This window comes from Curtobacterium sp. VKM Ac-1376 (assembly GCF_015351025.1).
Lineage (GTDB): Bacteria > Actinomycetota > Actinomycetes > Actinomycetales > Microbacteriaceae > Curtobacterium.
The window spans coordinates 143,005-166,522 of sequence record NZ_JADKRV010000006.1; the positions used below are offsets into that span (position 1 = coordinate 143,005).

Below are 23,518 nucleotides of genomic sequence, written 5' to 3' on the forward strand. Positions count from 1 at the left end.
CTCCTCGTGAGGGCCGGGGCGTTCTCCGTTCCGCGACACGGCCGGTGGGAATGCTTGCGGATCATGGCCGGTTGGATGCTATGTTCATGCAAACGCATCGAAAGTCGGGAAGCATCATGACCAGCATCGCCGTCGTCTCCGCCGGGCTCTCCGAGCCCAGCTCCACCCGCCTGCTCGCCGACCGCCTCGGTGAGGCCGCCGAGGCCTCGCTCGTCGCTGAGGGCACACCCGCACACGTCGTGCACGTCGAGCTGCGCCCGCTCGCGCACGAGATCACCGACGCCATGCTGACGGGTTTCGCGGCCCCGGCGCTGTCCGCCGCGATGGCCGCCGTGGTCGAGGCAGACGCGGTCGTGTTCGTCTCGCCGATCTTCACCGCCGGAGTCAGCGGTCTGGCGAAGTCGTTCCTCGACGTGCTCGACAAGGACTCGATGGCCGACATGCCCGTGCTCCTCGGCGCCACGGGTGGCACGTCACGGCACTCGCTCGCCATCGACCACGCGCTGCGACCGGTCTTCGCGTACCTGCGCGCCGCGGTCGTGCCCACCGGCGTCTTCGCTGCGACCGACGACTGGGGGAGCGAGGGGGAATCGGCGGCCCTGGACGGACGCATCCGCCGGGCCGGGGCCGACCTGGCCTGGGCGGTCCGGGCCTCCCGACGGACCCCTCAGGAAGCCGACGCGCTCCCCGCGACCCGGGACTTCGCGAGCCTGCTCGGCGGCCTCGGTCACTGACCCGCTGTCCTCTCCATCGGAAGACGCCGTGGTCTTCGTGTGACGCCGCCGAATCCGGCGGCGTCACGGCAACACGACGGCGTCTTCGGGGGAAGGGTCTCTTAGGCGCACCACAGGGCTCGTGGGGCCGGAGTGCGGCGGGCGCGCGGCTGGCTCATCGTCGTGGTCGGGAACCTCGTCATGACGACGAGGAGGACCGATGGACACCAGAGGCAGCGGCAGGCGATCCGCACGGATCGCGAGTGCGCTCGTCAGCGTGGGCGGACTCGTGGTGGCGATGGTCACCGGTGCGGGGCTGTGGGTCGGGCACGAGCAGGCCGACACGAGCACCGACTCCGGGACGAGCAGCAGCACGAGCGGCACCACCGACTCCGGCACGAGCACCGACTCCGGTACGTCGAGCGAGCCCGGTGACACCGCGGCCGACTCGACGACGGACAGCGGCACCACCGACACCGGCACCGGCACCACCGACTCGGACACCGGCGTCTCGCAGGGCACCACCGGCGGCAGCTCCGACACCACGACGACGGGGTCGTGACCGTGCCCGCCGCCACCCAGTGGGACCTGTGGACCACCACCGCCCGGGTCGTCGTCGACCATCGTGACCGCCGCCACCTCGCGGCCGCAGCCTCCTGCGTGCGCGAGGTCACCAGGGCGGTCGACGCCGCCTGCAGCCGATTCCGCGACGACTCCGAGCTCTCCGTCCGCGCCGACGACCTGGTCCAGGGCGCCGAGGTCTCGCCGCTCCTGGCGACGCTCGTCCACCAGGCCCTCGACGCGGCACGGCGCACCGACGGCGACGTCGACCCGACCCTCGGGCGCCGGATGGTGTCCCTCGGGTACGACGCAGCGTTCGCTGATGCCCCACCGGTGGCGTCACCGGATGCGGTGGCACGAGCACTCGACACCCGCCCGGCGTGGCAGCGGGTCCTGCTGTCGGGGACGTTCCTCCGCATGCCCGACGGCGTCACGCTCGACCTCGGCGCCACCGCGAAGGCCGCCGCCGCGGACATGGCCGCCGCGAGCATCACCGCGCGGCTCGGCATCGGCGCGCTCGTCTCCCTCGGCGGGGACGTCGCCACCGCCGGACCCGACCCGTCCGGTGGATGGCAGGTCCGAGTGCAGGACCTCGAGGGCGACCCCGTCGACCACGTCCGCATCGCCTCCGGCTGGTCCGTCGCGACCTCGAGCACGCAGAAGCGCCGTTGGGAGCAGGGCGGCACCGCGCGGCACCACATCCTCGACCCGCGATGGGGCCTGCCCGCCGAACCGGTGTGGCGTTCGGTGACGGTCGTCGCGCCGGCATGCACCACCGCGAACACGATGACGACCGCGGCGGTGGTCCGCGGGCACGCCGCCACCGAGTGGCTCCGCCAGAGCGGACGCGCGGCCCGCCTCGTCGCCGCCGACGGCAGTGTCGTGCGGCTCGGCGGCTGGCCGGACGAAGCGCAGGGAGCCGCCTGATGGACACCGCGCTCTGGGTGATCGGCCGGGGGATGGGCGTCGGCGCCGTCGTGCTCCTCACGCTCACGGTGCTGCTCGGCATCGTGACGCGCGGCGGGCGCCCGCTCCCGGGCCTGCCGCGGTTCGCCGTCCAGCTCGTGCACCGGGACGTCGCCCTCGCCTCGACCGTGCTGGTCGTCGTGCACGTGGTGACGCTGCTGCTCGACACCGAGGCCGAGCTCCGGCTGCTCGACACCGTCGTGCCGTTCGTCGGCGCCTACCGGTGGTTCTGGCTCGGGCTCGGCACCCTCGCGGTCGACCTGCTCGTGGTGCTCGTCCTCACGGCGATGCTCCGCCGGGTGATCGGGCCGCGCGTGTTCCGCGCCGTGCACTGGGCGGCCTACGCCATGTGGCCGATCGCCCTGGCACACGCGATCGGCACGGGGACCGACGGCACGTCCGTGTGGTTCCTCGTCGTCGCCGCGGTCTGCACCGCCGCGGTCCTCGGCGCCGTCTGCTGGCGCTGCACCGCCCGCGTCACCGAGTTCCGTTCCGCCGAACTGGAGGTCGTCCGATGACCCTGGCCCACCCACGCACCGTCCTGCCGCCCACCGGGAGCCGACGACTCCTCGCCACCCCGGGCCCCGGGCTCGCCGATCACGAGCAGACCCACGGTCTGCTGCCCCACGTCGGGCCGGGCATCATCGACGAGCTCGGACGCGCGGGCGTCGACGGGCGCGGCGGAGCCGGCTTCCCCCTGGCCCGCAAGCTCACCGCCGTCGCCGCACGGGGACGCCGCCGGACCCGTGGCGCGCCGATCGTCATCGCCAACGGAGCCGAGGGCGAACCCGCCAGCCGCAAGGACGCCGTGCTGCTCGGACGCGCCCCGCACCTGGTGCTCGACGGCATCGTCGTCGTGGCGGCCGCGGTCGGCGCGACCGACGCCGTCCTCGCCACGAGCGAGCGTCTCGCCGAACCGGTCCGCCGAGCACTGGCCGAACGGGCCGCGTCCCGCCCGGACCCGGTGTCGATCTCGATCCGGATCCTGCCGCACACCTCGTTCGTGTCCGGTGAGGCCGGTGCCCTCGCCTCCGCGGTCGCCGGCGGCCGGGGCCTCCCCGAGGACCGCGTGGTCCGGCTCGCCGAACGCGGACCGCGCGGCCGCCCGACCCTGGTGTCGAACGTCGAGACCCTCGCACAGGCAGCCCTCGTGGCACGCTTCGGCGCGGAGTGGGCGCGGAGCACCGGGAGCCCGCGTGCGCCCGGCACACGGCTGGTGACGGTGAGCGACGTGACGGACCCGACCACGGCCGTGGTGCTGGAGACCGCCGGGGGTGCGCCGCTCGGGGAACTGCTGCGGGCCTCCCGGCTGGCGGCGGCGGAACCGGGACGGACACGAGCCGTCCTGATCGGTGGATGGGGCGGGACCTGGTTGCCGGCTGCGGCGCTCGACGCGGGGTTCGACGTCGACGGGCTGGCGCCGTGGGGCGCCGCGCCGGGAGCCGGTGTGCTCGCGGTGCTCGACGACCGCACCTGCCCGATCGGGGTGACGGCGCGGCTGGCGACGGCGCTCGCCGGGGCCTCGGCCGGACGCTGCGGGCCGTGCGTGAACGGGCTGCCGCGCATCGCGGACGTGGTCGGGGACCTGGCGTCCGGGCGGCCGGCCGGCGACCTGGCGGGCGAGGTGCGGCGCGTGGCTGCGCTCGTCGACGGACGCGGCGCGTGTCACCACCCGGACGGGGTCGCGCGGATGGTGCGGAGCGCGCTCGACGTGTTCCACGACGACGTGCGGGCGCACCTCGGTGGCAGCTGCCTGCTGCGGCACGGGGGTCGGCGATGAACGCCGGGGGCACGGTGCTGCACGTGGACTGGACCCGCTGCCGCGGGCGGGGGCTCTGCACCGAGCTGTTCGCCGATCGGCTGGCACGTGACGAGTGGGGCTACCCGATCGCCCGGAGCCGAGCCGGCGACGGCGACGGGGCGGGTGACGGAGACGGGGTCCGCGACGGCACCCGCGACGTCCCGGTCCGACCCGACGAGCGAGCCGCCGCGGCCGACGCGGTGGCGATGTGCCCGCTGCAGGCGCTGCTCCTGGTGGAGCGATAGCGCTCAGTACCAGTGCGGGTCGACGCTCATCTCGTGGTTCCAGGCACCGCACGGCGATCCGTAGGCGCTCTTGATGTAGGCGAGGCCCCAGTCGATCTGGGTGTCTGCGTTCGTCCGCCAGTCCGCACCAGCAGCTGACATCTTCTCGGCCGGCAGCGACTGCGGGATGCCGTAGGCGCCGCTCGAGGCGTTCAGTGCGTTCGCCCGCCAGCCGGACTCCTGCGTCCACAGCGACACCAGGCAGGAGAACTGGTCGGACCCCCACCCGTAGGAGCCGAGGGCGTTCCGGGCGTAGGCCTGTGCGGCGGCGGGGTCGACGACGACGCCGCCGGTGCTCGGGTACGACGTACCGGAGCCGCCGCTGGTCGCGCTGCCGCCGGAGCCGGTGTCCGCCGCCGCGGCTGCCGATGCCGTGGCCGCCGCCTCGGCCGCGGCCGCTGCAGCCCGCTTCCGCTGCTGCTCCGCCTTCTGTGCCGCGACCCGCTGCCCGAGCTCGTACCCGGCCTCCTGTTCCGCGGTGGTGTCCTTGAGGGATGCGAGCTGTGCGTACAGCTCGTCGCTGTGCTGCTCCGTCGACTCGACCGCGGCGTCCGCTGCCTGCTCGGCCGACTTCGCGGCGGCGGAGCGCTCCTCGGCCGCCTGCGCGCGGGTCGCGCGCTCGGACTCCGCCCGTTCGGCCTGCTCGTGCAGTGACGACGCCGTGCGGGCCGCCACGGACGCCTCGTCCATCACGCCGGACCAGGTGGACGACAGCTGGTCGAGCGCGCCGAGCTGGTACAGCAGCTGGTCGGGGTTCTTCGCGGTCGCGATCCGCGTGGTCATCTGGTTCGTGCTGCCGTCGCGGTACAGGTTCGCCGCCAGCTGGCCGGCCCGCTGCTGTGCCCGGTCCGCCGTCTCGGTCGCGTGCTGCGCCTGGGCCTGGAGGCTCGTGGCGGCCTGGGTGGCGGCCGTCAGTTCCGCCTCGGCCGCGTCCGCCTTCGACGAGGCCACCAGGGCCGCCTGCGACTTCGCCGCCGCTTCGTCCTGCGCGGACTGCAGCGCCGCCTGCACCTTCTGCACCTCGGCCCGCTTCGCGGTCTCGCTGCCCTTCGCCCGCTGGACGTCCTGCCACGTCGGGTAGTCGGTCGCGTTCGCGGGGACGGCGGTGAGGACCGGGGCGACGAGCGCGCCGACGACCACGGCGGCCGCGACGAGCACGCCCCGCGAGGGGGTGAGACGCATGTCGGCAGGCTAGCGATGTTCACCAGGAGTCCAGCGAGCCGCGCCGCCCACAGCCTGAGGACTGGTAAAGTCCATCGTGTCCGAGGACTCATTCCCCGGACGTCACACACAACACTGCGCAGGCCGGGCACGGAGCTGGTCATCGGTGGTGGCTCGCGGGCCGGAACGGTTTCCCGAGTGCTTCTACTGCTGGCCAGACATGCGTCCGGAACGATCGGCGCGCACGCACCATCGAGTGCCGTCGCCATGGCCTGCCGGAAACACATCAAGGAGGCGCCCTTTTGGAGGGTCCCGAGATCAAGTTCGCCGAAGCCGTCATCGACAACGGCAAGTACGGCAAGCGCACCGTCCGGTTCGAGACCGGTCGGCTCGCACAGCAGGCGCAGGGCGCGGTCGCCGCGTACCTCGACGAGGAAACGATGCTCCTGTCGGCCACCAGCGCCGGCAAGCACCCGCGTGAAGGATTCGACTTCTTCCCGCTGACCGTCGACGTCGAGGAGCGTTCCTACGCCGCCGGCAAGATCCCCGGTTCGTTCTTCCGCCGTGAAGGCCGTCCGTCGACCGAGGCCATCCTCGTCTGCCGGCTCATCGACCGGCCGCTGCGTCCGTCGTTCGTCGACGGCCTGCGCAACGAGGTCCAGATCGTCATCACCGTCCTGAGCATCGCTCCGGACGAGTTCTACGACGCGCTCGCCATCAACGCCGCGTCGGCGTCGACGCAGATCTCCGGTCTGCCGTTCTCCGGCCCGATCGCCGGCGTGCGCCTCGCGCTCATCCCGGGTGCGAACGGCACCGACCAGTGGGTCGCGTTCCCGAAGGCATCGCAGCTCGCGGACGCCGTGTTCGACCTCACCGTCGCCGGCCGTGTCGTCACGGACGAAGCTGGCAACGAGGACGTCGCGATCATGATGGTCGAGGCCGAGGCCACCGAGCACGCCTGGGACCTCATCCAGGGCGGCGCCACCAAGCCCGACGAGGCCATCGTCGCGCAGGGTCTCGAGGCGGCGAAGCCGTTCCTCAAGTCCCTCGTCGACGCGCAGGCCAAGCTCGCGGCGCAGTCGGCCAAGGAGATCCAGGACTACCCGGTCTTCCCGCCGTACGCGCCCGAGGTCTACTCCGCGGTCGAGGCCCTCGCGCTCTCCGAGCTCGGCGACGTCTACAAGATCGCTGCGAAGACCGAGCGTCAGGACGCCGACGACGCGCTCAAGTCGCGCGTCAAGGCCGCCATCGCCGAGCAGGTCACCGCGGGCTCGCTGCCCGAGGTCGCCAACTCGCAGGTCAGCGCCGCGTACAAGTCGGTCACGAAGAAGGTCGTCCGCGGCCGCATCCTGACCGAGCAGATCCGCATGGACGGTCGTGGCCTCGCCGACATCCGTCCGCTCGACGCCGAGGTCGCCGTGATCCCGCGCGTCCACGGTTCGGCGATCTTCCAGCGCGGCGAGACGCAGATCCTCGGCGTCACCACGCTGAACATGCTCAAGATGGAGCAGCAGATCGACTCGCTGTCGCCCGTCACGAAGAAGCGCTACCTGCACCACTACAACTTCCCGCCCTACTCGACCGGCGAGACCGGCCGCGTGGGTTCGCCGAAGCGTCGCGAGATCGGGCACGGCTTCCTGGCCGAGCGCGCCCTCGTGCCGGTGTTGCCGTCGCGCGACGAGTTCCCGTACGCCATCCGTCAGGTCTCCGAGGCGCTCAGCTCCAACGGCTCGACCTCGATGGGTTCCGTCTGCGCCTCGACCCTCTCGCTGCTCAACGCCGGTGTGCCCCTCAAGGCCCCGGTCGCCGGCATCGCGATGGGTCTGGTCTCCGACACCGTCGACGGTCAGACCCGCTACGCGGCCCTGACGGACATCCTCGGTGCCGAGGACGCGCTCGGCGACATGGACTTCAAGGTCGCCGGTACCTCCGAGTTCGTCACCGCCATCCAGCTCGACACCAAGCTCGACGGCATCCCGTCGACGGTGCTCGACGCGGCGCTGAAGCAGGCCAAGGAGGCCCGCTCGGCCATCCTCGGTGTGCTGAACGAGGCCATCGACGCGCCCGACGAGATGGCGGACACCGCTCCTCGCGTCATTTCGGTGCAGATCCCCGTCGACAAGATCGGCGAGCTGATCGGCCCGAAGGGCAAGACGATCAACGGCATCCAGGACGAGACCGGTGCCGACATCTCGATCGAGGACAACGGCACCGTCTACATCGGCGCCGTCGACGGTCCGTCGGCCGAGGCAGCTCGTCTGCAGGTCAACGCGATCGCGAACCCGACCAACCCGGAGATCGGGGACCAGTTCCTCGGCACCGTCGTGAAGATCGCCACGTTCGGCGCCTTCGTGTCGCTGCTCCCGGGCCGCGACGGTCTGCTCCACGTCTCCGAGGTCCGCAAGCTCGCCGGTGGCAAGCGTGTGGAGAACGTCGAGGACGTCCTGGGCGTCGGCCAGAAGGTCCTGGTCGAGGTCACCAAGGTGGACGACCGCGGCAAGCTGTCGCTCGCGCCGGTCGTGGCCGACGAGGCCGCTGGTGACTCCACCACGGCCGAGACGGTCCGTGCGCACACCGAGGACCCGGCCGAAGGCTGATCCTCTCCCGCGTCTGACGCGCGAACGGCCGCCGTCCCCTCCGGGGCGGCGGCCGTTCGTCGTCTGCGGGGCGCGTGCCGGTCAGGCCGCGGGCGTCTCCTGGGTACCGACGAGCTGGGCACGGCCGAGCAGGTGCTCGCGCAACACGAAGCCGACGACCGCGGGGGTCGCGTCGGCCGGCACCTCGAGCACGGGGACGTCGAGGGCGCTGAGCGTGAAGAAGTAGCGGTGCACACCGTGCCCGGCGGGCGGGGCAGCGCCGAGGAACGTGTCGGTACCGAACTCGTTGCGGCGTCGGAGTGCCTCGGCGGGCAGCAGCGCGTCATCCGTCCCGGCACCCGCGGGGAGCGACGTCGCCGATCCCGGGATGTCGGTCAGGGTCCAGTGCCAGAAGCCCGACCCGGTCGGTGCGTCGGGGTCGTAGACGGTGAGGACGAAGCTCTTCGTCCCATCAGGGGCACCCGACCACTCGAGCGCGGGGGAGCGGTCCTCGCCCCCGGCGCCGGTGCCGCGCGCCGAGGTGGGCAGCTCCCCGCCGTCGGGGAAGTCGGGGCTCGTCAGGGCGAACGAGGGGACATCGGGCAGGTTCCAGTTGGGATCGTTGGCCATGTGCCCAGCCAACACCCGTCGGCTCGGGCGGCGCTCGGTGCGCGCGCGATGCGGGCGAGCGGGCACGGGCTGTGGAGGTTCGCACGGGGCGGCCTGGAGGCGCGGTGCCAGCCCCGCCCCGGGCCTCCCGACCGTTGGCGGTCCGGGCAACCCTGCCAACGCGACAGATCTGCGTCACGGACGTGCGGCGGTGCCGCCGAGGCGACAGAACTCCGCGGACAGTCGGCAGGATCCTGTCGCTTTCGCGACAGTGGCCGGCGGGCGACCACCGGCCGGTGACCACCGCCCGGCCGACTGACCTGCAGAGTCAGACTGCGAGCACCCGGTCCACGACGCGGTGCAGCGCCGCCGTCGCGGCGATCGCGTCACCGGCGTAGGCGCCGGCCATCGCCCCGTCACGAGCGAGCATCAGCTCGTCCGCACCGTCACCGGGCAGGGGGTGCCCGGCGTCCTGCAGCAGGGTCGCGAGCCGCTCGGTGTACCAGTCACGATGGGTGGCGACGACCTGGCGGACCGGGTCGCGGGCGTCGTGGTACTCGGCGGCGGCGTTCAGGAACGCGCAGCCGCGGAACGCCGGGTCGTTGACGTCGTCGGTGAGTGCGGCGACCCAGGCGCGCACGGCCCGCTCCGGGCTGCCGGCAGCGGTGACGAGCTGTTCCATCCGCTGCTGCGCGCGCTCGTGCTGCGTGCGGACGTAGGCGAGGATCAGGTTGTCCTTCGAGCCGTAGTGCTTGTAGAACGTCGCCTTCGTGACGCTCGCCTCGGAGATGAGACGGTCGACGCCGACGCTGTGGATGCCCTCTTCGTAGAAGAGTCGTGTGGCGGTCTCGAGGACGCGGACCTTCGCGCCGCCGGAGCGGGGAGTCGGGGGGACGCTCGACCCGTCCGGCGACGCGAGGTTCGTGCTCGGGCCGGGGAGACGCTGGACGGCCGGTTGGGGGGAATCGACCGTCACAGCGCTTACTCCTCGGACTCATCGGCTCCGTGGCCGGAGTGGGGGGACTCGATGGCCACGCAGGACTGATGTCCCGAGCCGCCGGATCGGAACTTAGGGGGGCTTTCGATCCGGCGTCACCGACTGTACCACAAGGAGGACAGACAGACGAGTCGGTCTGTCCGCAGTTCTTGTCCCCCACTTCGAGTGACAGCGGACGCACCCGTGGAAACTGGGCGGCTCCCGCCGGCGGGTCAGTAGGCTCTCCTGCGATGAACCAGCCAGTGCCACTGCCGCTCGAGGCCCCGGACACGTCGTTCCTGACGTCCGGCGGGGCCTTCGTCCGCCGGACCGTGCTGCCGTCGGGCGTCCGCGTGCTCACCGAGGCGGTGCCCGGAGCCGCGTCGACGAGCATCGGGTTCTGGGTCGGCGTGGGCTCGCGCGACGAGCGCGACGGGCAGTTCGGGTCGACCCACTTCCTCGAACACCTGCTCTTCAAGGGCACGACGACCCGCTCGGCGCTCGACATCGCGATCGCGTTCGACTCGGTCGGAGGTGAGCACAACGCCGCAACCGCCAAGGAGTACACCTGCTACTACGCGCGGGTCCGGGACACCGACGTCCCGATGGCGGTGAACGTCATCGGTGACATGGTCACCGGGTCAGTGCTCGACCCCGACGCCTTCGCCATCGAACGGGGCGTCATCCTCGAGGAACTCGCGATGGCCGCCGACGACCCGGCCGACGTCGCGGGCGAGGCCTTCTTCGCCGCTGCGTTCGGCGGGCACCCCCTCGGTCGCCCCATCGGTGGCACGCCGGACAGCATCCGCGCGGTCCAGCGTGACGAGGTGCTCGCGCACTACCGCGAGCACTACGCGCCCAACGGCATCGTCGTCACCGCCGCCGGAGCCGTCGACCACGACCGCTTCTGCGAGCTGGTCGCCGGCGTGTTCCACGGTGCCCCCGAGGCCACCCCGCTGCCGCGCCGAACCCCCGAGACCGTGGCGGACCCGGTCGAACCGAAGCTCTCGGTCGTGCACCGCCCCACCGAACAGGTGAGCATGCTCCGCGGTTCGCAGGGCCTCGACCTGCGCGACGACCGCCGACCGTCCCTCAGCGTCCTGAACGCCGTGCTCGGCGGTGGGATGAGCTCCCGCCTGTTCCAGGAGGTCCGCGAGCGCCGCGGGTTGGCCTACGCCGTCTCGTCGTTCGCGCCCGCCTACCTGGACAACGGTGCTTTCGGCGTCTACGCCGGGTGCGCGCCGGACAACGTCGCCGGAGTCGTCGACATCGTCGACGCCGAGTTCCGCCGAATGGTCGCCGACGGCATCACGGACGATGAACTCCGCCGTGCGAAGGGCCAGATCGAGGGTGCGCTGACACTGTCGCTCGAGGACTCCGACGCCCGCATGACCCGGCTCGGCCGGTCCGAGCTCGGCACGGGCGAGTACACCGACCTCGCGACCGCGCTCGAGCGCGTGGACCGCGTCACCACCGCCGGCGTGCTCGAGCTCGCGCGCGACCTGCTCACCCGCCCCACGATCACCTCGGTGGTCGGCGCCGTGCAGCAGGACGAGCTCGCCGCGGCGATCGGGATCGGCAGCTGAGCAGGACATGTCGCACTACCTGTACCTCGTCCGGCACGGCGAACACCAGGACGCCGAGCACGGCCTGCGGGACGGCAAGCTCTCCGAGCGTGGGAAGCGTCAGGCGACGCTCGTCGCGGACCGGCTCGGGGGTGTGCCGTTCGACGGCGTCTACCACTCGCCGCTCGAGGCCCCGAGTGAGACCGCCGCGTTCCTGTCGCAGCGTCTGCCGTCGATCCAACCCGAGCCCTCGACGCTGCTCTTCGACTGCATCCCCTCCGGCCCGACCCCGGACATGCCGCACGCCTACCAGGGCTGGTACGGCGGGATCACCGAAGAGGAGATCGTCGCCGGTCAGGCCCAGATGGGCGACGCGGTGTCGGAGTGGTTCACGCCGGCGCGCGAGGACCGCCACGACCTCCTGATCACCCACAACGCCGTCATCGGCTGGTTCGTGCGCGAGGCGTTCCAGGCACCCGAGTGGCGCTGGATGGGCACGAACGTCGCGCACACCGCGCTCACGATCATCCGGATCCGCTCGGCGAAGCCAGCAGAGGTCGTCACGCTGAACGACCTGGCGCACCTGCCGGTGGAGCTGCGCACCGGTCTGCCGGTCGACCAGCCCGTCTAGCGACCTGCGCTGCCGGGACGGCGCGGAACCCGCCTGGAGGGCCGTGGCACCTCAGGACACCGGCTTGCGGTACCAGGCGGTCGCGTTCGGGTTCACGTTGAACGGCGCGACGCGCGTGAAGCCGCGGCTCCGGTACATCGCGCCCGCCGCGACGAGCGAGTCGTTGGTGTCGAGGACGATGCTCGTCCCGCCGAGCTCGGAGCCGGCCCGCTCGAGCTCGTCCATGACCGCTGTGGCGATGCCCCGGCCGCGCCCCGCCGGGGTGACGAAGACGTGCTTGACCTCGAAGCGCACGTCGGCCGCGCCGGTCTCGTCCGCCCCGTCCGCGATGCGCCGGAGGCCTCCGCACCCGACCGCGACCCCGTCGACGGACGCCACCACGAACACCCCGTTCGGCGGCGCGAACTCGGACGCCGGGGTGCGCTTCCGCGAGTAGGCGCCCTGCGCGCTCGGGAACGTCGCCTCGCGCTCGTCGAGGTACGCGTCGAGCAGCGCGTCGACCTCGGGTAGATCGGCCGGCACGGTCCTGACCTCGACTGACATGGGTCGATCCTAGGATGGACCGCATGGTCACTCCCGTCGCCGTCGTCGGCGCCACCGGTCGTCTCGGGGGCCTCGTGGCCTCCGTCGTCGAGGAACTCCCGGAGTTCGAGCTCGTCGCCCGTCTGTCCTCGAAGGACCACGCGCACGATGCTCCGCTGTCAGTGTTCGCCGGCGCGGCCCTCGTCGTCGACGTCACGACTCCGGCCCTCAGCCCGGCCATCGTCGAGAACGCGCTGTCGAGCGGTGCGAACGTCCTCGTCGGCACCTCCGGGTGGTCGCTCGACCGGCTCGCGACGCTCCGCTCCGGGCTTCGGGAGCGCCCGGACCAGGGGGCCCTGGTCGTGCCGAACTTCTCGATCGGCTCCGTGCTCGGCACGCACCTGGCGATGATCGCCGCGCCGTGGTTCCCGGCGGCCGAGATCGTCGAGACCCACCACGCCGGCAAGATCGACTCGCCCTCGGGCACCGCGGTGCGCACCGCCGAGCTGATGGCCGATGCCCGGCGCGAGGTCGGTCCGGTGGACGCCCCGCACGTCGACCAGCGTGCCCGCGGCCAGCAGGTCGCGAGCGTGCCGATCCACTCGCTCCGGCTGCCCGGGGTGAAGGCCGTGCAGGACGTCGTGCTGAGCGGCCCCGGCGAGACGCTGACCATCCGCCACGACACGAACGACGACGTCGCCTACGTCGCGGGCATCCGCGCCGCGCTGTCCGCCGCGGTGTCGACCCGCGGACTCACCGTGGGCCTCGGCAGCGTCCTCGGCATCGGCTGACCCGGTGGGCCGCATGGTGCGTGCCGGACGCTCGATCCGCTCGCCGTTCTGGGGGGCTGCGTTCATGGGCGCGCTGCTCGCCGTGTACATCGTGCTCGTCGGGCAGCGTGCTGCGGCGTTCATCGGTACCGGCATCCCGGTCGGCATCGGCATCGGCGTCGCGCTGTTCGTGGTCGCCGCGATCGGGGTGCTGCTGCTCGTGCTCGAGTTCCGGTTCGGCGTCCGGATCACCCGGCTCGGCGCGCGACTCGAGTCCGAGGGGGCCGCCCCGCAGGACGTCGTCCCGGTGCGTCCCTCGGGCCGGCCGACGCGCGAGGCCGCCGACGAGCTGTTCCCGCGGTACCGCGACGCCGTCGAGCAGGACCCGAAGGACTGGCGTGCCTGGTACCGGCTCGGGGTGGTCTACGACGCTGCTGGCGACCGCAAGCGGGCCCGTGCGGCGATGCGCACCGCCCTGTCGCACGCAGCCCACGGCTGACCGCAGATCAGAAGACGGCGTCGATCGCGGCGTCCGCCGTGGGGTAGCGGAACGCGTAGCCGGACTCGAGCAGCTTCGTCGGCACCATCCGCTGGCTGGACAGCAGCATGTCGTCGGCGGCGTCCCGCAGGGCCAGACGCAGCGCGAACTCGGGGATCCGGAACAGGTACGGGCGGTGCAGCACCTCGGCCACGTGCTTCGTGATGCGGTCGGCGACGACGGGCTCGGGGCCGGCGAGGTTTACCGGGCCGGAGACGTCCGGCGCCGCGGTCGCGAGGTGCACGATCGCGCCGACCTCGTCCTCGAGCGCGATCCACGGCCAGTGCTGGCCGCCGGTGCCGAGCCGACTGCCGACGCCGGCCTTCGTGAGCGGGACGAGCGGTGCGAGCGCGCCGCCGCCCTTGCCGATCACGATGCCGGTGCGGAGGGTGACGACCCGCACGCCGTCGGGGGCGGCGTTCGCGGCGGCCTCCCAGGCCGTGCAGACGTCGGCGAGGAACCCCGAGCCGGCAGGAGCGTCGTCCTGCAGCACGTCGGCCGGACGGTCGCCGTACACGCCCGATGCCGAGCCGGACAGGAACAGCGCAGGGGGAGTGGCCGCGTGCCGCATCGCCTCGACCAGGGTGTCCGTCGTGTCGATGCGCGAGCTCCGGATCTCCCTGCGGTACGCGTCGGTCCACGGCAACCTGCCGATGTTCGCGCCGGCCAGGTTGATCACCACGTCGGCACCGTCCACGATGGCGGGGTCGAGGGGACGCCGCCCCGGTGCCCATCGGAACTCGCTCGCGGTGCGTGCTTCGCGTCGCACGAGCGTGGTGACGTGGTGCCCCGCCTCGCGCAGAGCGCGGACGAGGGCCGTTCCGATGAACCCGGACGAGCCGGCCACCAGGATCGAGAGTGGCTGTTCAGCCATGTGGGCCTCCTTGTGCTGCCACGCTACTCATGCCGACGTAGTCTTCTGTGTGTGACCGACAGCGAGACCGTGCAGCCCGACGCCTCCGTTCCCACCCCCTACGAAGACCTGCTCCGCCGGGTCCTGACCGAGGGATCGCCGAAGGGCGACCGCACCGGCACCGGCACCCGCAGCCTGTTCGGCGCACAGCTCCGCTACGACCTGTCGGAGGGCTTCCCGCTCGTCACCACGAAGCGCGTGCACTTCAAGTCGGTCGCGTACGAGCTCCTCTGGTTCCTGCGCGGCGAGGGCAACGCGACCTGGCTGCAGGAGCACGGTGTCCGGATCTGGAATGAGTGGGCGGACGAGGACGGTGACCTCGGCCCGGTGTACGGCGTGCAGTGGCGCTCGTGGCCCACTCCCTCGGGCGAGCACGTCGACCAGATCGCCCAGGTCATCGAGCAGATCAAGACGAATCCAGACAGCCGCCGGCTCATCGTGTCGGCGTGGAACGTCGCCGATGTGCCGGACATGGCGCTCGCCCCGTGCCACGCCTTCTTCCAGTTCTCCGTCAACGACGGCAAGCTCTCGTGCCAGCTCTACCAGCGGAGCGCGGACATGTTCCTCGGCGTCCCGTTCAACATCGCCTCGTACGCGCTGCTGACCCACATGATCGCGGCGCAGACCGGGCTCGAGGTCGGCGACTTCGTCTGGACCGGCGGCGACTGCCACATCTACGACAACCACGTCGAGCAGGTCGAGGAGCAGCTGTCCCGCACTGCCTACCGACTGCCGACGCTCGAGCTCGCCGCGCGCGACTCGATCGACGACTACGAGTACGAGGACTTCACCGTCGTCGGCTACGAGCACCACCCGGCGATCAAGGCCGCGGTCGCCGTCTGATGATCGGCATGGTCTGGGCCCGCTCGACCACCGGCGTCATCGGGGCCGACGGCGGCATGCCCTGGCACGTGCCGGAGGACCTGGCACACTTCAAGCAGGTCACCGGCGAGGCCACGGTCCTCATGGGCCGCCGCACCTGGGAGTCCCTGCCCGGGCGGTTCCGTCCGCTGCCGGGCCGCCGCAACGTCGTGCTCACCCGTGACACGACCTGGACGGCCGACGGTGCCGAGGTCGTGCACGACCTCGGGGCGGCGCTCGACACCGACGAGACCGTCTGGGTCATCGGCGGCGGTCAGGTCTACACCGCCGCGCTCGACGCGGCCGACCACGTCTCCGAGACGGTGATCGACGTCGAGGTCTCCGGGGACACCCTCGCACCGAGGCTCGGTGAGGCGTCCGGCTGGACGCTCGTCGACGACGGCCCCTGGCAGGAGTCCCGGAACGGCGGGACCCGGTACCGCTTCCTCGAGTGGCACCGCAGCGCGTGACCACTCGGAACCAGGTTCCGGACACCGCACCGCGCAATCCCGTGGTGTGGTGTCCGGAACCTGGTTCCCACCGGGCGCGACCCTCGGGAACGACGTGATCCGGGCCTCCCGGCCGCGCCGCAGGCAGACGACCGTCCACGCGGACGGCGGCCTCCGCGCGCATCCCTTGTACGCTGGTGCCCGTGTCCCCGCGTGAGAATCCCTTCGGTCAGGTCCTCGTCGCCCTTGTGACCCCGTTCACGGCCGACGGTGAGGTCGACTGGCCCGGCGTCGAGCAGCACATCGACGACTGCATCACCGCCGGCGCCGACGGCATCGTCGTGACCGGTACGACCGGTGAGACGTCGACGCTGACGGACCCGGAGAAGCTCCGGCTGGTCGAGGTCGGCAAGTCCGTCGCCGCCGGCCGGGCGAAGATCATCACCGGTGGTGGCTCGAACGAGACCGCCCACGCGATCCACCTGTACAAGCAGAGCGAGCAGGCCGGCGCTGACGGCGTCATGATCGTCACGCCGTACTACAACAAGCCGACGCAGTCGGGTGTCCTCACCCACTTCCGGATGATCGCGGACGCCACCGACCTGCCGGTGATCCTGTACGACATCCCGGGGCGCACCGGCATCCCGATCACGTACGACACGATCCTGCGTGCGTCGAAGCACCCGAACATCCTCGCCGTGAAGGACGCCAAGGGCGACTTCGCCGAGGTCTCGCGCGTGCTGAACAACACCGACCTCATGTACTTCTCCGGCGACGACACGAACGTGCTCCCGCACCTGTCGATCGGTGCCACCGGCCTGATCGGCGTGACCGCGAACATCACGTCGGCGCCGTACCGCACCATCGTCGACGCCGTGAACCGGGGCGACCTGGCCACCGCGACCGCCGAGCACAAGCGCCTCGAACCGCTCGTCCGCGCCGTGATGACGCACGTTCCCGGTACGGTGGCCGCGAAGTACATCCTGCACGGGCTCGGCCGCATCGGCAGCCCACGCGTCCGACTGCCGCTCGTCGGCCCCGAGGACTCCGAGGCGTACGCCATCGAGACCTCGCTCGAAGCCGTGCGCGACGTTCCCGGCGCCGACTTCTCGAACTTCCGCCCCGACCGCAATGCGGCGGCCGGCGGTGCACTACCGAAGGTGCCAGGCACCACCCGCTAGCGAACACCGCGGCGCGCAGCACGCGCGTCGCCCGAATCCGTAGGACCGAATGCCCACACAGATCTCCGAACCGCAGCCGCTCGAAGCCGGCACCCTCCGCGTCGTCCCCATCGGGGGCCTCGGTGAGATCGGTCGCAACATGACCGTCTACGAGTACGAGGGCAAGCTGCTCATCGTCGACGCCGGCGTGCTGTTCCCCGAGGAGCACCAGCCCGGTGTCGACCTGATCCTGCCGGACTTCTCGCCGATCCGTGACCGCCTCGACGACGTCCTCGGCGTCGTGCTCACGCACGGGCACGAAGACCACATCGGGGCCGTCCCGTACCTGCTCAAGCTCCGCGACGACATCCCGCTGATCGGCTCCACGCTGACCCTCGCGCTCGTCGAGGCGAAGCTCAAGGAACACCGGATCAAGCCGTACACGCTCGTCGTGGCCGAGGACCAGACCGAGCAGATCGGCCCGTTCCACCTCGAGTTCGTCGCTGTGAACCACTCCATCCCCGACGCCCTCGCCGTCGCGATCACGACCCCCGCCGGTCGTGTCCTGCACACGGGCGACTTCAAGATGGACCAGCTCCCGCTGGACGACCGCATCACCGACCTCCGGGCGTTCGCGCGTCTCGGTGAGGCCGGCGTCGACCTGTTCCTGCCGGACTCGACCAACGCCGACGTGCCGGGCTTCACCGCTCCGGAGCGCGACATCGGCCCGGTGCTCGAGAACATCATCATGCGCGCCCGCAAGAAGGTCGTCGTGGCGAGCTTCTCGTCGCACGTCCACCGCGTGCAGCAGGTCCTCGACGCCGCGGCCGCCGCGAACCGCAAGGTCGCGTTCATGGGGCGCTCGATGATCCGCAACATGACGATCGCCGCCGACCTCGGGTACCTGCGGGTGCCGGAGAACGTGCTCATCGACACGAAGAAGGCGAAGAACGTCCCCGACGACCAGATCGTCTACATGTCGACCGGGTCACAGGGCGAGCCGATGGCCGTCCTGGCGCGCATGGCGAACCTCGAGCACCAGATCGAGATCGGCGAGGGCGACACCGTCATCCTCGCGTCGTCGCTCATCCCCGGCAACGAGAACGCCGTGTACCGCGTGATCGACGGGCTCACCAAGCTCGGTGCGAAGGTCGTGCACAAGGGCAACGCGAAGGTGCACGTCTCCGGACACGCCTCGGCCGGCGAGCTGCTCTACTGCTACAACATCCTGCGGCCGCGCAACGTGCTCCCCGTCCACGGCGAGCACCGTCACCTGTACGCGAACGCCGACCTGGCGATCCAGACCGGTGTCCCGCCGCGCAACGTGATCCTCGGGCAGGACGGCATCGTCGTCGACCTGAAGGACGGGGTCGCGACGGTCGCCGGGCAGCTCGACATCGGCTACGTCTACGTCGACGGCTCGACCGTGGGTGAGATCACCGACGCCGACCTCAAGGACCGCCGTGTCCTGGCCGAAGAGGGCTTCATCTCGGTCTTCGCCGCGGTGGACTTCACCACCGGACAGTGCGTGATCGGCCCGGAGATCCAGTCGCGCGGTTTCGCCGAGGACGACTCCGTGTTCGACGACGTCCGTCCACAGATCGCCAAGGCGATCTCCGAAGCGGCTGCGAACGGCACCCGCGACTCGCACGCGTTCGCCCAGGTCGTCCGCCGCACCGTCGGCCGCTGGGTGAACACGAAGCACCGCCGTCGTCCGATGATCGTCCCGGTGGTCATCGAGGCGTAGTGCGTCTGTTCGGTCGGGAGGCCCGTCCAGCGTCCGTCACGGACGCTGCGGCGGGCCTTCCTGCGTTTGTCCTGAGCGGGCGTTAGGGTTCTGCCCATGGCCGGAGGCACCAAGTCGACCACGCGCTCGCGCGCGTCCACGTCGTCCCGTGGCAACGGGACGCGTGGTTCGTCGCGCACCCAGGCCACGACGAAGAAGCTGCCGCAGGCCGCACCGACGCCGGTGTTCCGCGAGCAGAACCCGCTCGTGACCTTCTGGCTCGCGATGGCGCGCGGCGTCGGTGCGATGTTCCGGCTGCTCGGCAAGGAGACCCTCGAGAAGGACCAGCGGCGCGACGGGTTCCCGTTCCTGCTGTTCGTGCTGGCGATCGCCGGCGCGGTCGTCGAGTGGCTCAACCCGACGAACAGCGTCTCGGTCGCACTCGACGCGTACACGTTCGGCGGGCTGTTCGGCCGCCTGGCGTTCGCGCTGCCCGTGATCATGGTCGTGTTCGCCGGGTGGCTGTTCCGGCACCCCGCGTCCGTGCACGACAACACCCGGATCGGCATCGGCCTGGGCCTCCTGATCGTCTCGATCGCCTCGCTCTGCCACGTGTTCGGCGGGCGACCGAGCGCCGGCGACGGCATGCCTGCACTGGCCGCGGCCGGTGGTGTGCTCGGCTGGGTCGTCATCGGCTGGCTCGTGACCATCGCGACCGCCTGGGTCGCCGTGCCCGTGGCGATCGTGCTGCTCGTGCTCTCGCTCTTCATCATCACCAAGACGCCGCCGAACAAGCTCGGGCGTCGCCTGCACGAGCTGTACGCCTACCTGTTCGGCGCGCCGGCACCGGCTGCCGAGCCGGAGGCAGACGCCGCCACCGTGGCGGAACCCGCTGCCCGAGCCCGCGCTGCGAAGCGCGGCAAGAAGAGCGACACCGACTTCCAGCTCTTCGAGGACCTCGGGTTCGGCGACGAGCAGGCAGCTGCAGCCGAGGCCGGCGGGGACGCCGTGCCGTGGTGGCGCCGCAACAAGTCCGGGCGTGAAGAGGACCCGGCGTACGACAGCCCCGTCCTGCCCCCGGCCACGGGCATCGCACCGACGGCCCCGCCCGCTGCGGCCGCTGCGCCGGTCCCGTCCGCAGTACCGATCACGAGCCCGAACGCCGGTGCCGCGGCCGGTCTCGTCGACCTGACGCCGGCCGAGCCCGCGTCGGTGAACCTCAACGACTCCGTCGAGCAGGACCTGCAGGACGCCGAGCAGGCGCTCCGCGACTTCGGCGCGGACGTGCCGGGGCGACCCGAGCCCACCGCGGCGATCCGCCCCGCCGTGCCCGAGACCGTCGCGGCGCCGATCGTCGAGGACCACGTGATCGAGGAGCCCGTCGTCGAAGAGCGCGAGGAGCTCTCCGCTGCCGCCACCGACGACGATCCGTCGAAGCCGTACCGCCTGCCAGCGGCGACGACGCTGAGCTCCGGCACCCCCTCCGTCGCCCGCAGCCAGGCGAACGACGACATCGTCGCCGCCATCACCGGCGTGCTCACCGAGTTCAAGGTCGACGCGAGGGTCACCGGCTTCTCGCGCGGCCCGACGGTCACGCGGTACGAGATCGAGCTCGGCCCGGGTGTGAAGGTCGAGCGCGTGACGGCGCTGTCGAAGAACCTGTCGTACGCGGTCGCCTCGAACGAGGTCCGGATCCTGTCGCCGATCCCGGGCAAGAGCGCCATCGGTGTCGAGATCCCGAACACGGACCGCGAGATCGTGTCGCTCGGCGACGTGCTGCGGTCGAATGCGGCCCGGAAGTCGAAGCACCCGATGACGATCGGCGTCGGCAAGGACGTCGAGGGCGGCTTCGTCGTCGCGAACCTGGCGAAGATGCCGCACCTGCTGGTCGCCGGCTCCACCGGTTCGGGCAAGTCGGTCTTCATCAACTCGATGATCACGTCACTGCTCATGCGCGCGAAGCCGTCCGAGGTCCGCATGGTCCTGGTCGACCCGAAGCGCGTCGAGCTCTCCATCTACGCGGGCGTGCCGCACCTCATCACGCCCATCATCACGAACCCGAAGAAGGCGGCGGAAGCGCTGCAGTGGGTCGTGAAGGAGATGGACATGCGGTACGACGACCTGGCGTCGTTCGGGTTCCGCCACGTCGACGACTTCAACAAGGCGATCGAGAACAACGAGATCGTCCTGCCCGCCGGCAGCGAGCGGAAGCTCAAGCCGTACCCGTACCTGCTCGTCGTCGTCGACGAGCTCGCCGACCTCATGCTCGTCGCGCCGCGTGACGTCGAGGAGTCGATCGTCCGCATCACCCAGCTCGCCCGCGCCGCCGGCATCCACCTGGTGCTCGCGACGCAGCGCCCGTCGGTCGACGTCATCACCGGGCTGATCAAGGCGAACGTGCCGTCGCGCATCGCCTTCGCGGTGACGAGCGTCACGGACTCCCGCGTCATCCTCGACCAGCCCGGTGCCGACAAGCTCATCGGCCAGGGCGACGCGCTCTTCCTGCCGATGGGGTCGTCGAAGTCGCTCCGCGTGCAGGGCGCCTGGGTGCAGGAAGGCGAGGTCGCCGAGGTCGTGCAGCACGTCACGCGGCAGGCCCAGCCCGAGTACCGGCAGGACGTCCAGGCCGTGGTCGAGCGCAAGGAGATCGATGCCGACATCGGTGACGACCTCGAACTGCTGCTGGCGGCCGTCGAGCAGGTCGTGTCGACGCAGTTCGGGTCGACGTCGATGCTGCAGCGCAAGCTCCGCGTCGGGTTCGCGAAGGCCGGCCGCCTGATGGACCTCATGGAGTCCCGCGACATCGTGGGCCCGTCCGAGGGGTCCAAGGCGCGCGACGTCCTGGTCACCGCGGACCAGCTGCCGGCGGTGCTCGCCAAGCTCCGCGGCGAGGAGCCGCCGGCCGCGGCCGCTCCGGCCGTTCCGGCACCGACGCCGTCCGACGATGGTGACCGCTACGGCGCCGACGCCGTCGGGGACATGACCCGCGGGTACGATGAGGTCCACGACGAGCCCGATGAGGACGCGTGGGGACTGACGGGCAGGGAGTGACGGCGATGACCGCCTCGGACAGCACGAACAGCACGCACGGCGCGCGGTTCCCGTGGCGCGGCCGACTGCTGCGCAAGGGTCCCGGACCGGCGTCGACGGCCAACGTCGCGAACATCATCACGGTGATCCGCATCCTGATGGCGCCGCTGTTCGTCGTCCTGCTGCTGGCCGACGCAGGCAACGACGGGCCCCTGCGCATCTGGGCGGCCGTCGTGTTCGTCGTCGCGATCGTCACCGACAGTGCCGACGGCATCATCGCCCGCCGCCAGAACCTGGTCACCGACTTCGGCAAGCTCGTCGACCCGATCGCCGACAAGGTCTTGATCGGCGGAGCGCTCGTCGCCCTGTCGATCCTGCAGGAACTGCACTGGTACGTGACCGTCCTGATCATGCTGCGTGAGATCGGCATCACGGTGTTCCGCTTCGCGGTGCTGTCCGACCGGGTGATCCCGGCGAGCCGCGGCGGCAAGATCAAGACCGTGCTGCAGGCCGTCGCGCTGACGGCCGCGCTGTTCCCGTGGTGGGACCTGGTCGGCGACTGGGCGCACTGGGTCAACGGGATCCTGATGACCGCCGCGTTCCTGGCAACGATCCTGAGCGGGATCGACTACCTGTGGCAGGCATGGAAGCACAACCGCACCACGGCATGACCGGCCCGGATCGCTCGACGCAGGCCGTGCCTCCCGTCCCGGTCGCACCGGGCCTGATCGCCGAGCTGACGGCACGGGGCGAGACCATCGCCGTGGCGGAGTCGCTCACCGGCGGCCTCGTCGTCGCGACGCTCGTCGACGTGCCGGGCGCGAGCGCCGTGGTGCGTGGCGGCGTCGTGGCCTACGCGACGCCCGTGAAGCACTCCGTGCTCGGGGTCTCGACGTCCCTGCTCGAGGCCGAGGGTGCCGTCCACCCGGAGGTCGCGCGCCAGATGGCCTCCGGTGTCCGGATCGCGCTGTCCGTCGACGGAGAGCCCGCGACGTGGGGGATCAGCACGACGGGGGTGGCCGGTCCGGATCCGCAGGACGGCAAGCCCGTCGGTACGGTGTTCGTCGGGATCGCCTCAGCCGCGGGGGCATCGGCCTACGAACTGCACCTGGACGGCGATCGAGAGGCAATCCGGCACGCCACCGTCTCCGAACTCCTGGCACGGATGTCGTCCACCGTCCGGGGCCGGGAATAGGTCCCGTTACCGCTGGGTTACATCTCACGAAATCTCCAGCAGTACGGCAGCCAGCCTGGCTAGCATGCTGCAACCGGCAACGCTACTGTTGCTGAACCCGAACTCGATCCACCGGACCGAGCGGGCGCGGAGACGACAGAGAGGAGGAGTTCTCATGGTTCTCGTTCGTCAGGAAATCGGCGATGTGCTCCGGGACTTCCGACTGCAGAAGGGCCGGACCCTCCGTCAGGTCGCGTCCAAGGCCAGTGTCGCGCTCGGGTACCTCAGTGAGGTCGAGCGCGGGCAGAAGGAAGCCAGCTCGGAGATCCTCGCGTCCGTCGCGGACGCGCTGGACACACCCATCTCGACCATCATGCGCGAAGTGGGCGACCGTCTCGCGATCGTCGAGGGGCTCACCCCCGTCCCCGACACGCTCCCGGACGACCTCGTCGCCGAGTTCGACAACGACCTCGCGGTGCGCTGAGCGCATCGCACCGAACGCCCCCGCCGGTCCTTCCCGGCGGGGGCGTTC

General features: G+C 71.4%; 24 protein-coding genes. 19 read left to right on the top strand and 5 right to left on the bottom strand.

Annotated features, from left to right (window positions below; genetic code table 11):
• Positions 1-116 precede the first annotated feature (116 nt).
• The 6 genes from ITJ56_RS09700 to ITJ56_RS09725 all read left to right on the top strand — a co-directional run bounded on the left by ITJ56_RS09700 (position 117) and on the right by ITJ56_RS09725 (position 4,286).
• Positions 117-734, top strand: coding sequence for a CE1759 family FMN reductase (locus tag ITJ56_RS09700; RefSeq protein WP_194630170.1), 618 nt, complete (start codon positions 117-119; stop codon positions 732-734).
• Positions 735-933: 199 nt separating this feature from the next.
• A complete protein-coding gene (locus ITJ56_RS09705) occupies positions 934-1,275 on the top strand; it encodes a hypothetical protein (RefSeq protein ID WP_194630172.1) in 342 nt (113 codons plus the stop codon).
• On the top strand, positions 1,272-2,201 hold the full coding sequence (locus tag ITJ56_RS09710) for an FAD:protein FMN transferase (protein WP_194630174.1): 930 nt from the start codon (positions 1,272-1,274) through the stop codon (positions 2,199-2,201). The genes ITJ56_RS09705 and ITJ56_RS09710 overlap by 4 nt, the downstream gene beginning before the upstream one ends.
• Positions 2,201-2,758, top strand: coding sequence for a ferric reductase-like transmembrane domain-containing protein (locus ITJ56_RS09715; RefSeq protein WP_194630182.1), 558 nt, complete (start codon positions 2,201-2,203; stop codon positions 2,756-2,758). The genes ITJ56_RS09710 and ITJ56_RS09715 overlap by 1 nt, the downstream gene beginning before the upstream one ends.
• Positions 2,755-4,020: an NADH-ubiquinone oxidoreductase-F iron-sulfur binding region domain-containing protein gene (locus tag ITJ56_RS09720; RefSeq protein ID WP_194630184.1), complete on the top strand. Its 1,266-nt coding sequence runs from the start codon at positions 2,755-2,757 to the stop codon at positions 4,018-4,020. The genes ITJ56_RS09715 and ITJ56_RS09720 overlap by 4 nt, the downstream gene beginning before the upstream one ends.
• A 23-nt stretch (positions 4,021-4,043) precedes the next feature.
• Positions 4,044-4,286 (top strand): ferredoxin, encoded by a 243-nt coding sequence (locus tag ITJ56_RS09725; RefSeq protein ID WP_323749773.1) that lies wholly within the window; start codon positions 4,044-4,046, stop codon positions 4,284-4,286.
• Between the two features lie 3 nt (positions 4,287-4,289).
• Here ITJ56_RS09725 and ITJ56_RS09730 read toward each other — a convergent pair whose 3' ends face one another.
• Complete coding sequence (locus tag ITJ56_RS09730) at positions 4,290-5,507, bottom strand: coiled-coil domain-containing protein (protein ID WP_194630188.1); 1,218 nt, start codon at positions 5,505-5,507, stop codon at positions 4,290-4,292.
• Positions 5,508-5,788: 281 nt separating this feature from the next.
• Here ITJ56_RS09730 and ITJ56_RS09735 point away from each other — a divergent pair, with 281 nt between their 5' ends.
• Positions 5,789-8,083 carry a polyribonucleotide nucleotidyltransferase gene (locus ITJ56_RS09735; RefSeq protein ID WP_194630190.1) on the top strand — a complete coding sequence of 765 codons (2,295 nt, stop codon included), beginning with the start codon at positions 5,789-5,791 and terminating at the stop codon, positions 8,081-8,083.
• 81 nt (positions 8,084-8,164) lie between these two features.
• Here ITJ56_RS09735 and ITJ56_RS09740 read toward each other — a convergent pair whose 3' ends face one another.
• The gene (locus ITJ56_RS09740) at positions 8,165-8,692 is read right to left on the bottom strand and encodes a YbhB/YbcL family Raf kinase inhibitor-like protein (protein WP_194630192.1); all 528 of its coding nucleotides are present in this window, start codon (positions 8,690-8,692) and stop codon (positions 8,165-8,167) included.
• Between the two features lie 307 nt (positions 8,693-8,999).
• Positions 9,000-9,647, bottom strand: coding sequence for a TetR/AcrR family transcriptional regulator (locus tag ITJ56_RS09745; protein ID WP_194630194.1), 648 nt, complete (start codon positions 9,645-9,647; stop codon positions 9,000-9,002).
• Between the two features lie 251 nt (positions 9,648-9,898).
• Between ITJ56_RS09745 and ITJ56_RS09750 the strand changes: the two genes are divergently transcribed.
• Positions 9,899-11,233 carry a M16 family metallopeptidase gene (locus ITJ56_RS09750; protein WP_194630196.1) on the top strand — a complete coding sequence of 445 codons (1,335 nt, stop codon included), beginning with the start codon at positions 9,899-9,901 and terminating at the stop codon, positions 11,231-11,233.
• 7 nt (positions 11,234-11,240) lie between these two features.
• Positions 11,241-11,843 carry a histidine phosphatase family protein gene (locus ITJ56_RS09755; protein ID WP_017885928.1) on the top strand — a complete coding sequence of 201 codons (603 nt, stop codon included), beginning with the start codon at positions 11,241-11,243 and terminating at the stop codon, positions 11,841-11,843.
• Between the two features lie 51 nt (positions 11,844-11,894).
• On the opposite strand, the gene ITJ56_RS09760 is transcribed toward ITJ56_RS09755, so the two are convergent.
• Positions 11,895-12,386, bottom strand: a complete 492-nt coding sequence (locus ITJ56_RS09760) for a GNAT family N-acetyltransferase (protein WP_194630198.1) — start codon at positions 12,384-12,386, stop codon at positions 11,895-11,897.
• A gap of 23 nt (positions 12,387-12,409) precedes the next feature.
• On the opposite strand from ITJ56_RS09760, the gene ITJ56_RS09765 reads away from it, so the two are divergent.
• A complete protein-coding gene (locus ITJ56_RS09765; RefSeq protein WP_228517437.1) occupies positions 12,410-13,156 on the top strand; it encodes a 4-hydroxy-tetrahydrodipicolinate reductase in 747 nt (248 codons plus the stop codon).
• A gap of 13 nt (positions 13,157-13,169) precedes the next feature.
• Complete coding sequence (locus tag ITJ56_RS09770) at positions 13,170-13,634, top strand: tetratricopeptide repeat protein (RefSeq protein WP_194630202.1); 465 nt, start codon at positions 13,170-13,172, stop codon at positions 13,632-13,634.
• A 7-nt stretch (positions 13,635-13,641) separates the two neighbouring features.
• Here the strand turns inward: ITJ56_RS09770 and ITJ56_RS09775 are convergent, their stop codons facing one another.
• Positions 13,642-14,547: a TIGR01777 family oxidoreductase gene (locus ITJ56_RS09775; protein ID WP_194630204.1), complete on the bottom strand. Its 906-nt coding sequence runs from the start codon at positions 14,545-14,547 to the stop codon at positions 13,642-13,644.
• Positions 14,548-14,598: 51 nt separating this feature from the next.
• Here ITJ56_RS09775 and ITJ56_RS09780 point away from each other — a divergent pair, with 51 nt between their 5' ends.
• The 8 genes from ITJ56_RS09780 (at position 14,599) to ITJ56_RS09815 (ending at position 23,470) form a co-directional block, all read left to right on the top strand.
• Positions 14,599-15,429, top strand: a complete 831-nt coding sequence (locus ITJ56_RS09780) for a thymidylate synthase (protein WP_214543623.1) — start codon at positions 14,599-14,601, stop codon at positions 15,427-15,429.
• Positions 15,429-15,917, top strand: a complete 489-nt coding sequence (locus tag ITJ56_RS09785) for a dihydrofolate reductase (RefSeq protein ID WP_194630206.1) — start codon at positions 15,429-15,431, stop codon at positions 15,915-15,917. The genes ITJ56_RS09780 and ITJ56_RS09785 overlap by 1 nt, the downstream gene beginning before the upstream one ends.
• A gap of 182 nt (positions 15,918-16,099) precedes the next feature.
• A complete protein-coding gene (dapA, locus tag ITJ56_RS09790) occupies positions 16,100-17,077 on the top strand; it encodes a 4-hydroxy-tetrahydrodipicolinate synthase (protein ID WP_182066693.1) in 978 nt (325 codons plus the stop codon).
• A gap of 49 nt (positions 17,078-17,126) precedes the next feature.
• The gene (locus tag ITJ56_RS09795; RefSeq protein ID WP_194630208.1) at positions 17,127-18,803 is read left to right on the top strand and encodes a ribonuclease J; all 1,677 of its coding nucleotides are present in this window, start codon (positions 17,127-17,129) and stop codon (positions 18,801-18,803) included.
• Positions 18,804-18,899: 96 nt separating this feature from the next.
• Positions 18,900-21,833, top strand: coding sequence for an FtsK/SpoIIIE family DNA translocase (locus ITJ56_RS09800; protein ID WP_194630209.1), 2,934 nt, complete (start codon positions 18,900-18,902; stop codon positions 21,831-21,833).
• 5 nt (positions 21,834-21,838) lie between these two features.
• Entirely contained in the window at positions 21,839-22,483 is a 645-nt protein-coding gene (gene pgsA, locus ITJ56_RS09805) for a CDP-diacylglycerol--glycerol-3-phosphate 3-phosphatidyltransferase (RefSeq protein ID WP_194630211.1), read from the top strand.
• On the top strand, positions 22,480-23,007 hold the full coding sequence (locus tag ITJ56_RS09810) for a CinA family protein (RefSeq protein ID WP_194630213.1): 528 nt from the start codon (positions 22,480-22,482) through the stop codon (positions 23,005-23,007). The genes pgsA and ITJ56_RS09810 overlap by 4 nt, the downstream gene beginning before the upstream one ends.
• 154 nt (positions 23,008-23,161) lie before the next feature.
• Positions 23,162-23,470 (top strand): helix-turn-helix domain-containing protein, encoded by a 309-nt coding sequence (locus ITJ56_RS09815; RefSeq protein ID WP_027464765.1) that lies wholly within the window; start codon positions 23,162-23,164, stop codon positions 23,468-23,470.
• Positions 23,471-23,518: the final 48 nt, after the last annotated feature.

Excerpts from the sequence above, each read along its gene's own strand:
- ITJ56_RS09760 (WP_194630198.1), bottom strand. The coding sequence starts at position 12,386 with ATGTCAGTCGAGGTCAGGACCGTGCCGGCCGATCTACCCGAGGTCGAC.
- ITJ56_RS09750 (WP_194630196.1), top strand. The coding sequence starts at position 9,899 with ATGAACCAGCCAGTGCCACTGCCGCTCGAGGCCCCGGACACGTCGTTC.
- ITJ56_RS09795 (WP_194630208.1), top strand. The coding sequence starts at position 17,127 with ATGCCCACACAGATCTCCGAACCGCAGCCGCTCGAAGCCGGCACCCTC.
- ITJ56_RS09765 (WP_228517437.1), top strand. The coding sequence starts at position 12,410 with ATGGTCACTCCCGTCGCCGTCGTCGGCGCCACCGGTCGTCTCGGGGGC.
- ITJ56_RS09705 (WP_194630172.1), top strand. The coding sequence starts at position 934 with ATGGACACCAGAGGCAGCGGCAGGCGATCCGCACGGATCGCGAGTGCG.
- ITJ56_RS09700 (WP_194630170.1), top strand. The coding sequence starts at position 117 with ATGACCAGCATCGCCGTCGTCTCCGCCGGGCTCTCCGAGCCCAGCTCC.
- ITJ56_RS09740 (WP_194630192.1), bottom strand. The coding sequence starts at position 8,692 with ATGGCCAACGATCCCAACTGGAACCTGCCCGATGTCCCCTCGTTCGCC.
- ITJ56_RS09815 (WP_027464765.1), top strand. The coding sequence starts at position 23,162 with ATGGTTCTCGTTCGTCAGGAAATCGGCGATGTGCTCCGGGACTTCCGA.
- ITJ56_RS09715 (WP_194630182.1), top strand. The coding sequence starts at position 2,201 with ATGGACACCGCGCTCTGGGTGATCGGCCGGGGGATGGGCGTCGGCGCC.
- ITJ56_RS09730 (WP_194630188.1), bottom strand. The coding sequence starts at position 5,507 with ATGCGTCTCACCCCCTCGCGGGGCGTGCTCGTCGCGGCCGCCGTGGTC.
- ITJ56_RS09770 (WP_194630202.1), top strand. The coding sequence starts at position 13,170 with ATGGTGCGTGCCGGACGCTCGATCCGCTCGCCGTTCTGGGGGGCTGCG.
- ITJ56_RS09810 (WP_194630213.1), top strand. The coding sequence starts at position 22,480 with ATGACCGGCCCGGATCGCTCGACGCAGGCCGTGCCTCCCGTCCCGGTC.
- ITJ56_RS09755 (WP_017885928.1), top strand. The coding sequence starts at position 11,241 with ATGTCGCACTACCTGTACCTCGTCCGGCACGGCGAACACCAGGACGCC.
- ITJ56_RS09800 (WP_194630209.1), top strand. The coding sequence starts at position 18,900 with ATGGCCGGAGGCACCAAGTCGACCACGCGCTCGCGCGCGTCCACGTCG.
- ITJ56_RS09775 (WP_194630204.1), bottom strand. The coding sequence starts at position 14,547 with ATGGCTGAACAGCCACTCTCGATCCTGGTGGCCGGCTCGTCCGGGTTC.
- ITJ56_RS09720 (WP_194630184.1), top strand. The coding sequence starts at position 2,755 with ATGACCCTGGCCCACCCACGCACCGTCCTGCCGCCCACCGGGAGCCGA.
- ITJ56_RS09785 (WP_194630206.1), top strand. The coding sequence starts at position 15,429 with ATGATCGGCATGGTCTGGGCCCGCTCGACCACCGGCGTCATCGGGGCC.
- pgsA (WP_194630211.1), top strand. The coding sequence starts at position 21,839 with ATGACCGCCTCGGACAGCACGAACAGCACGCACGGCGCGCGGTTCCCG.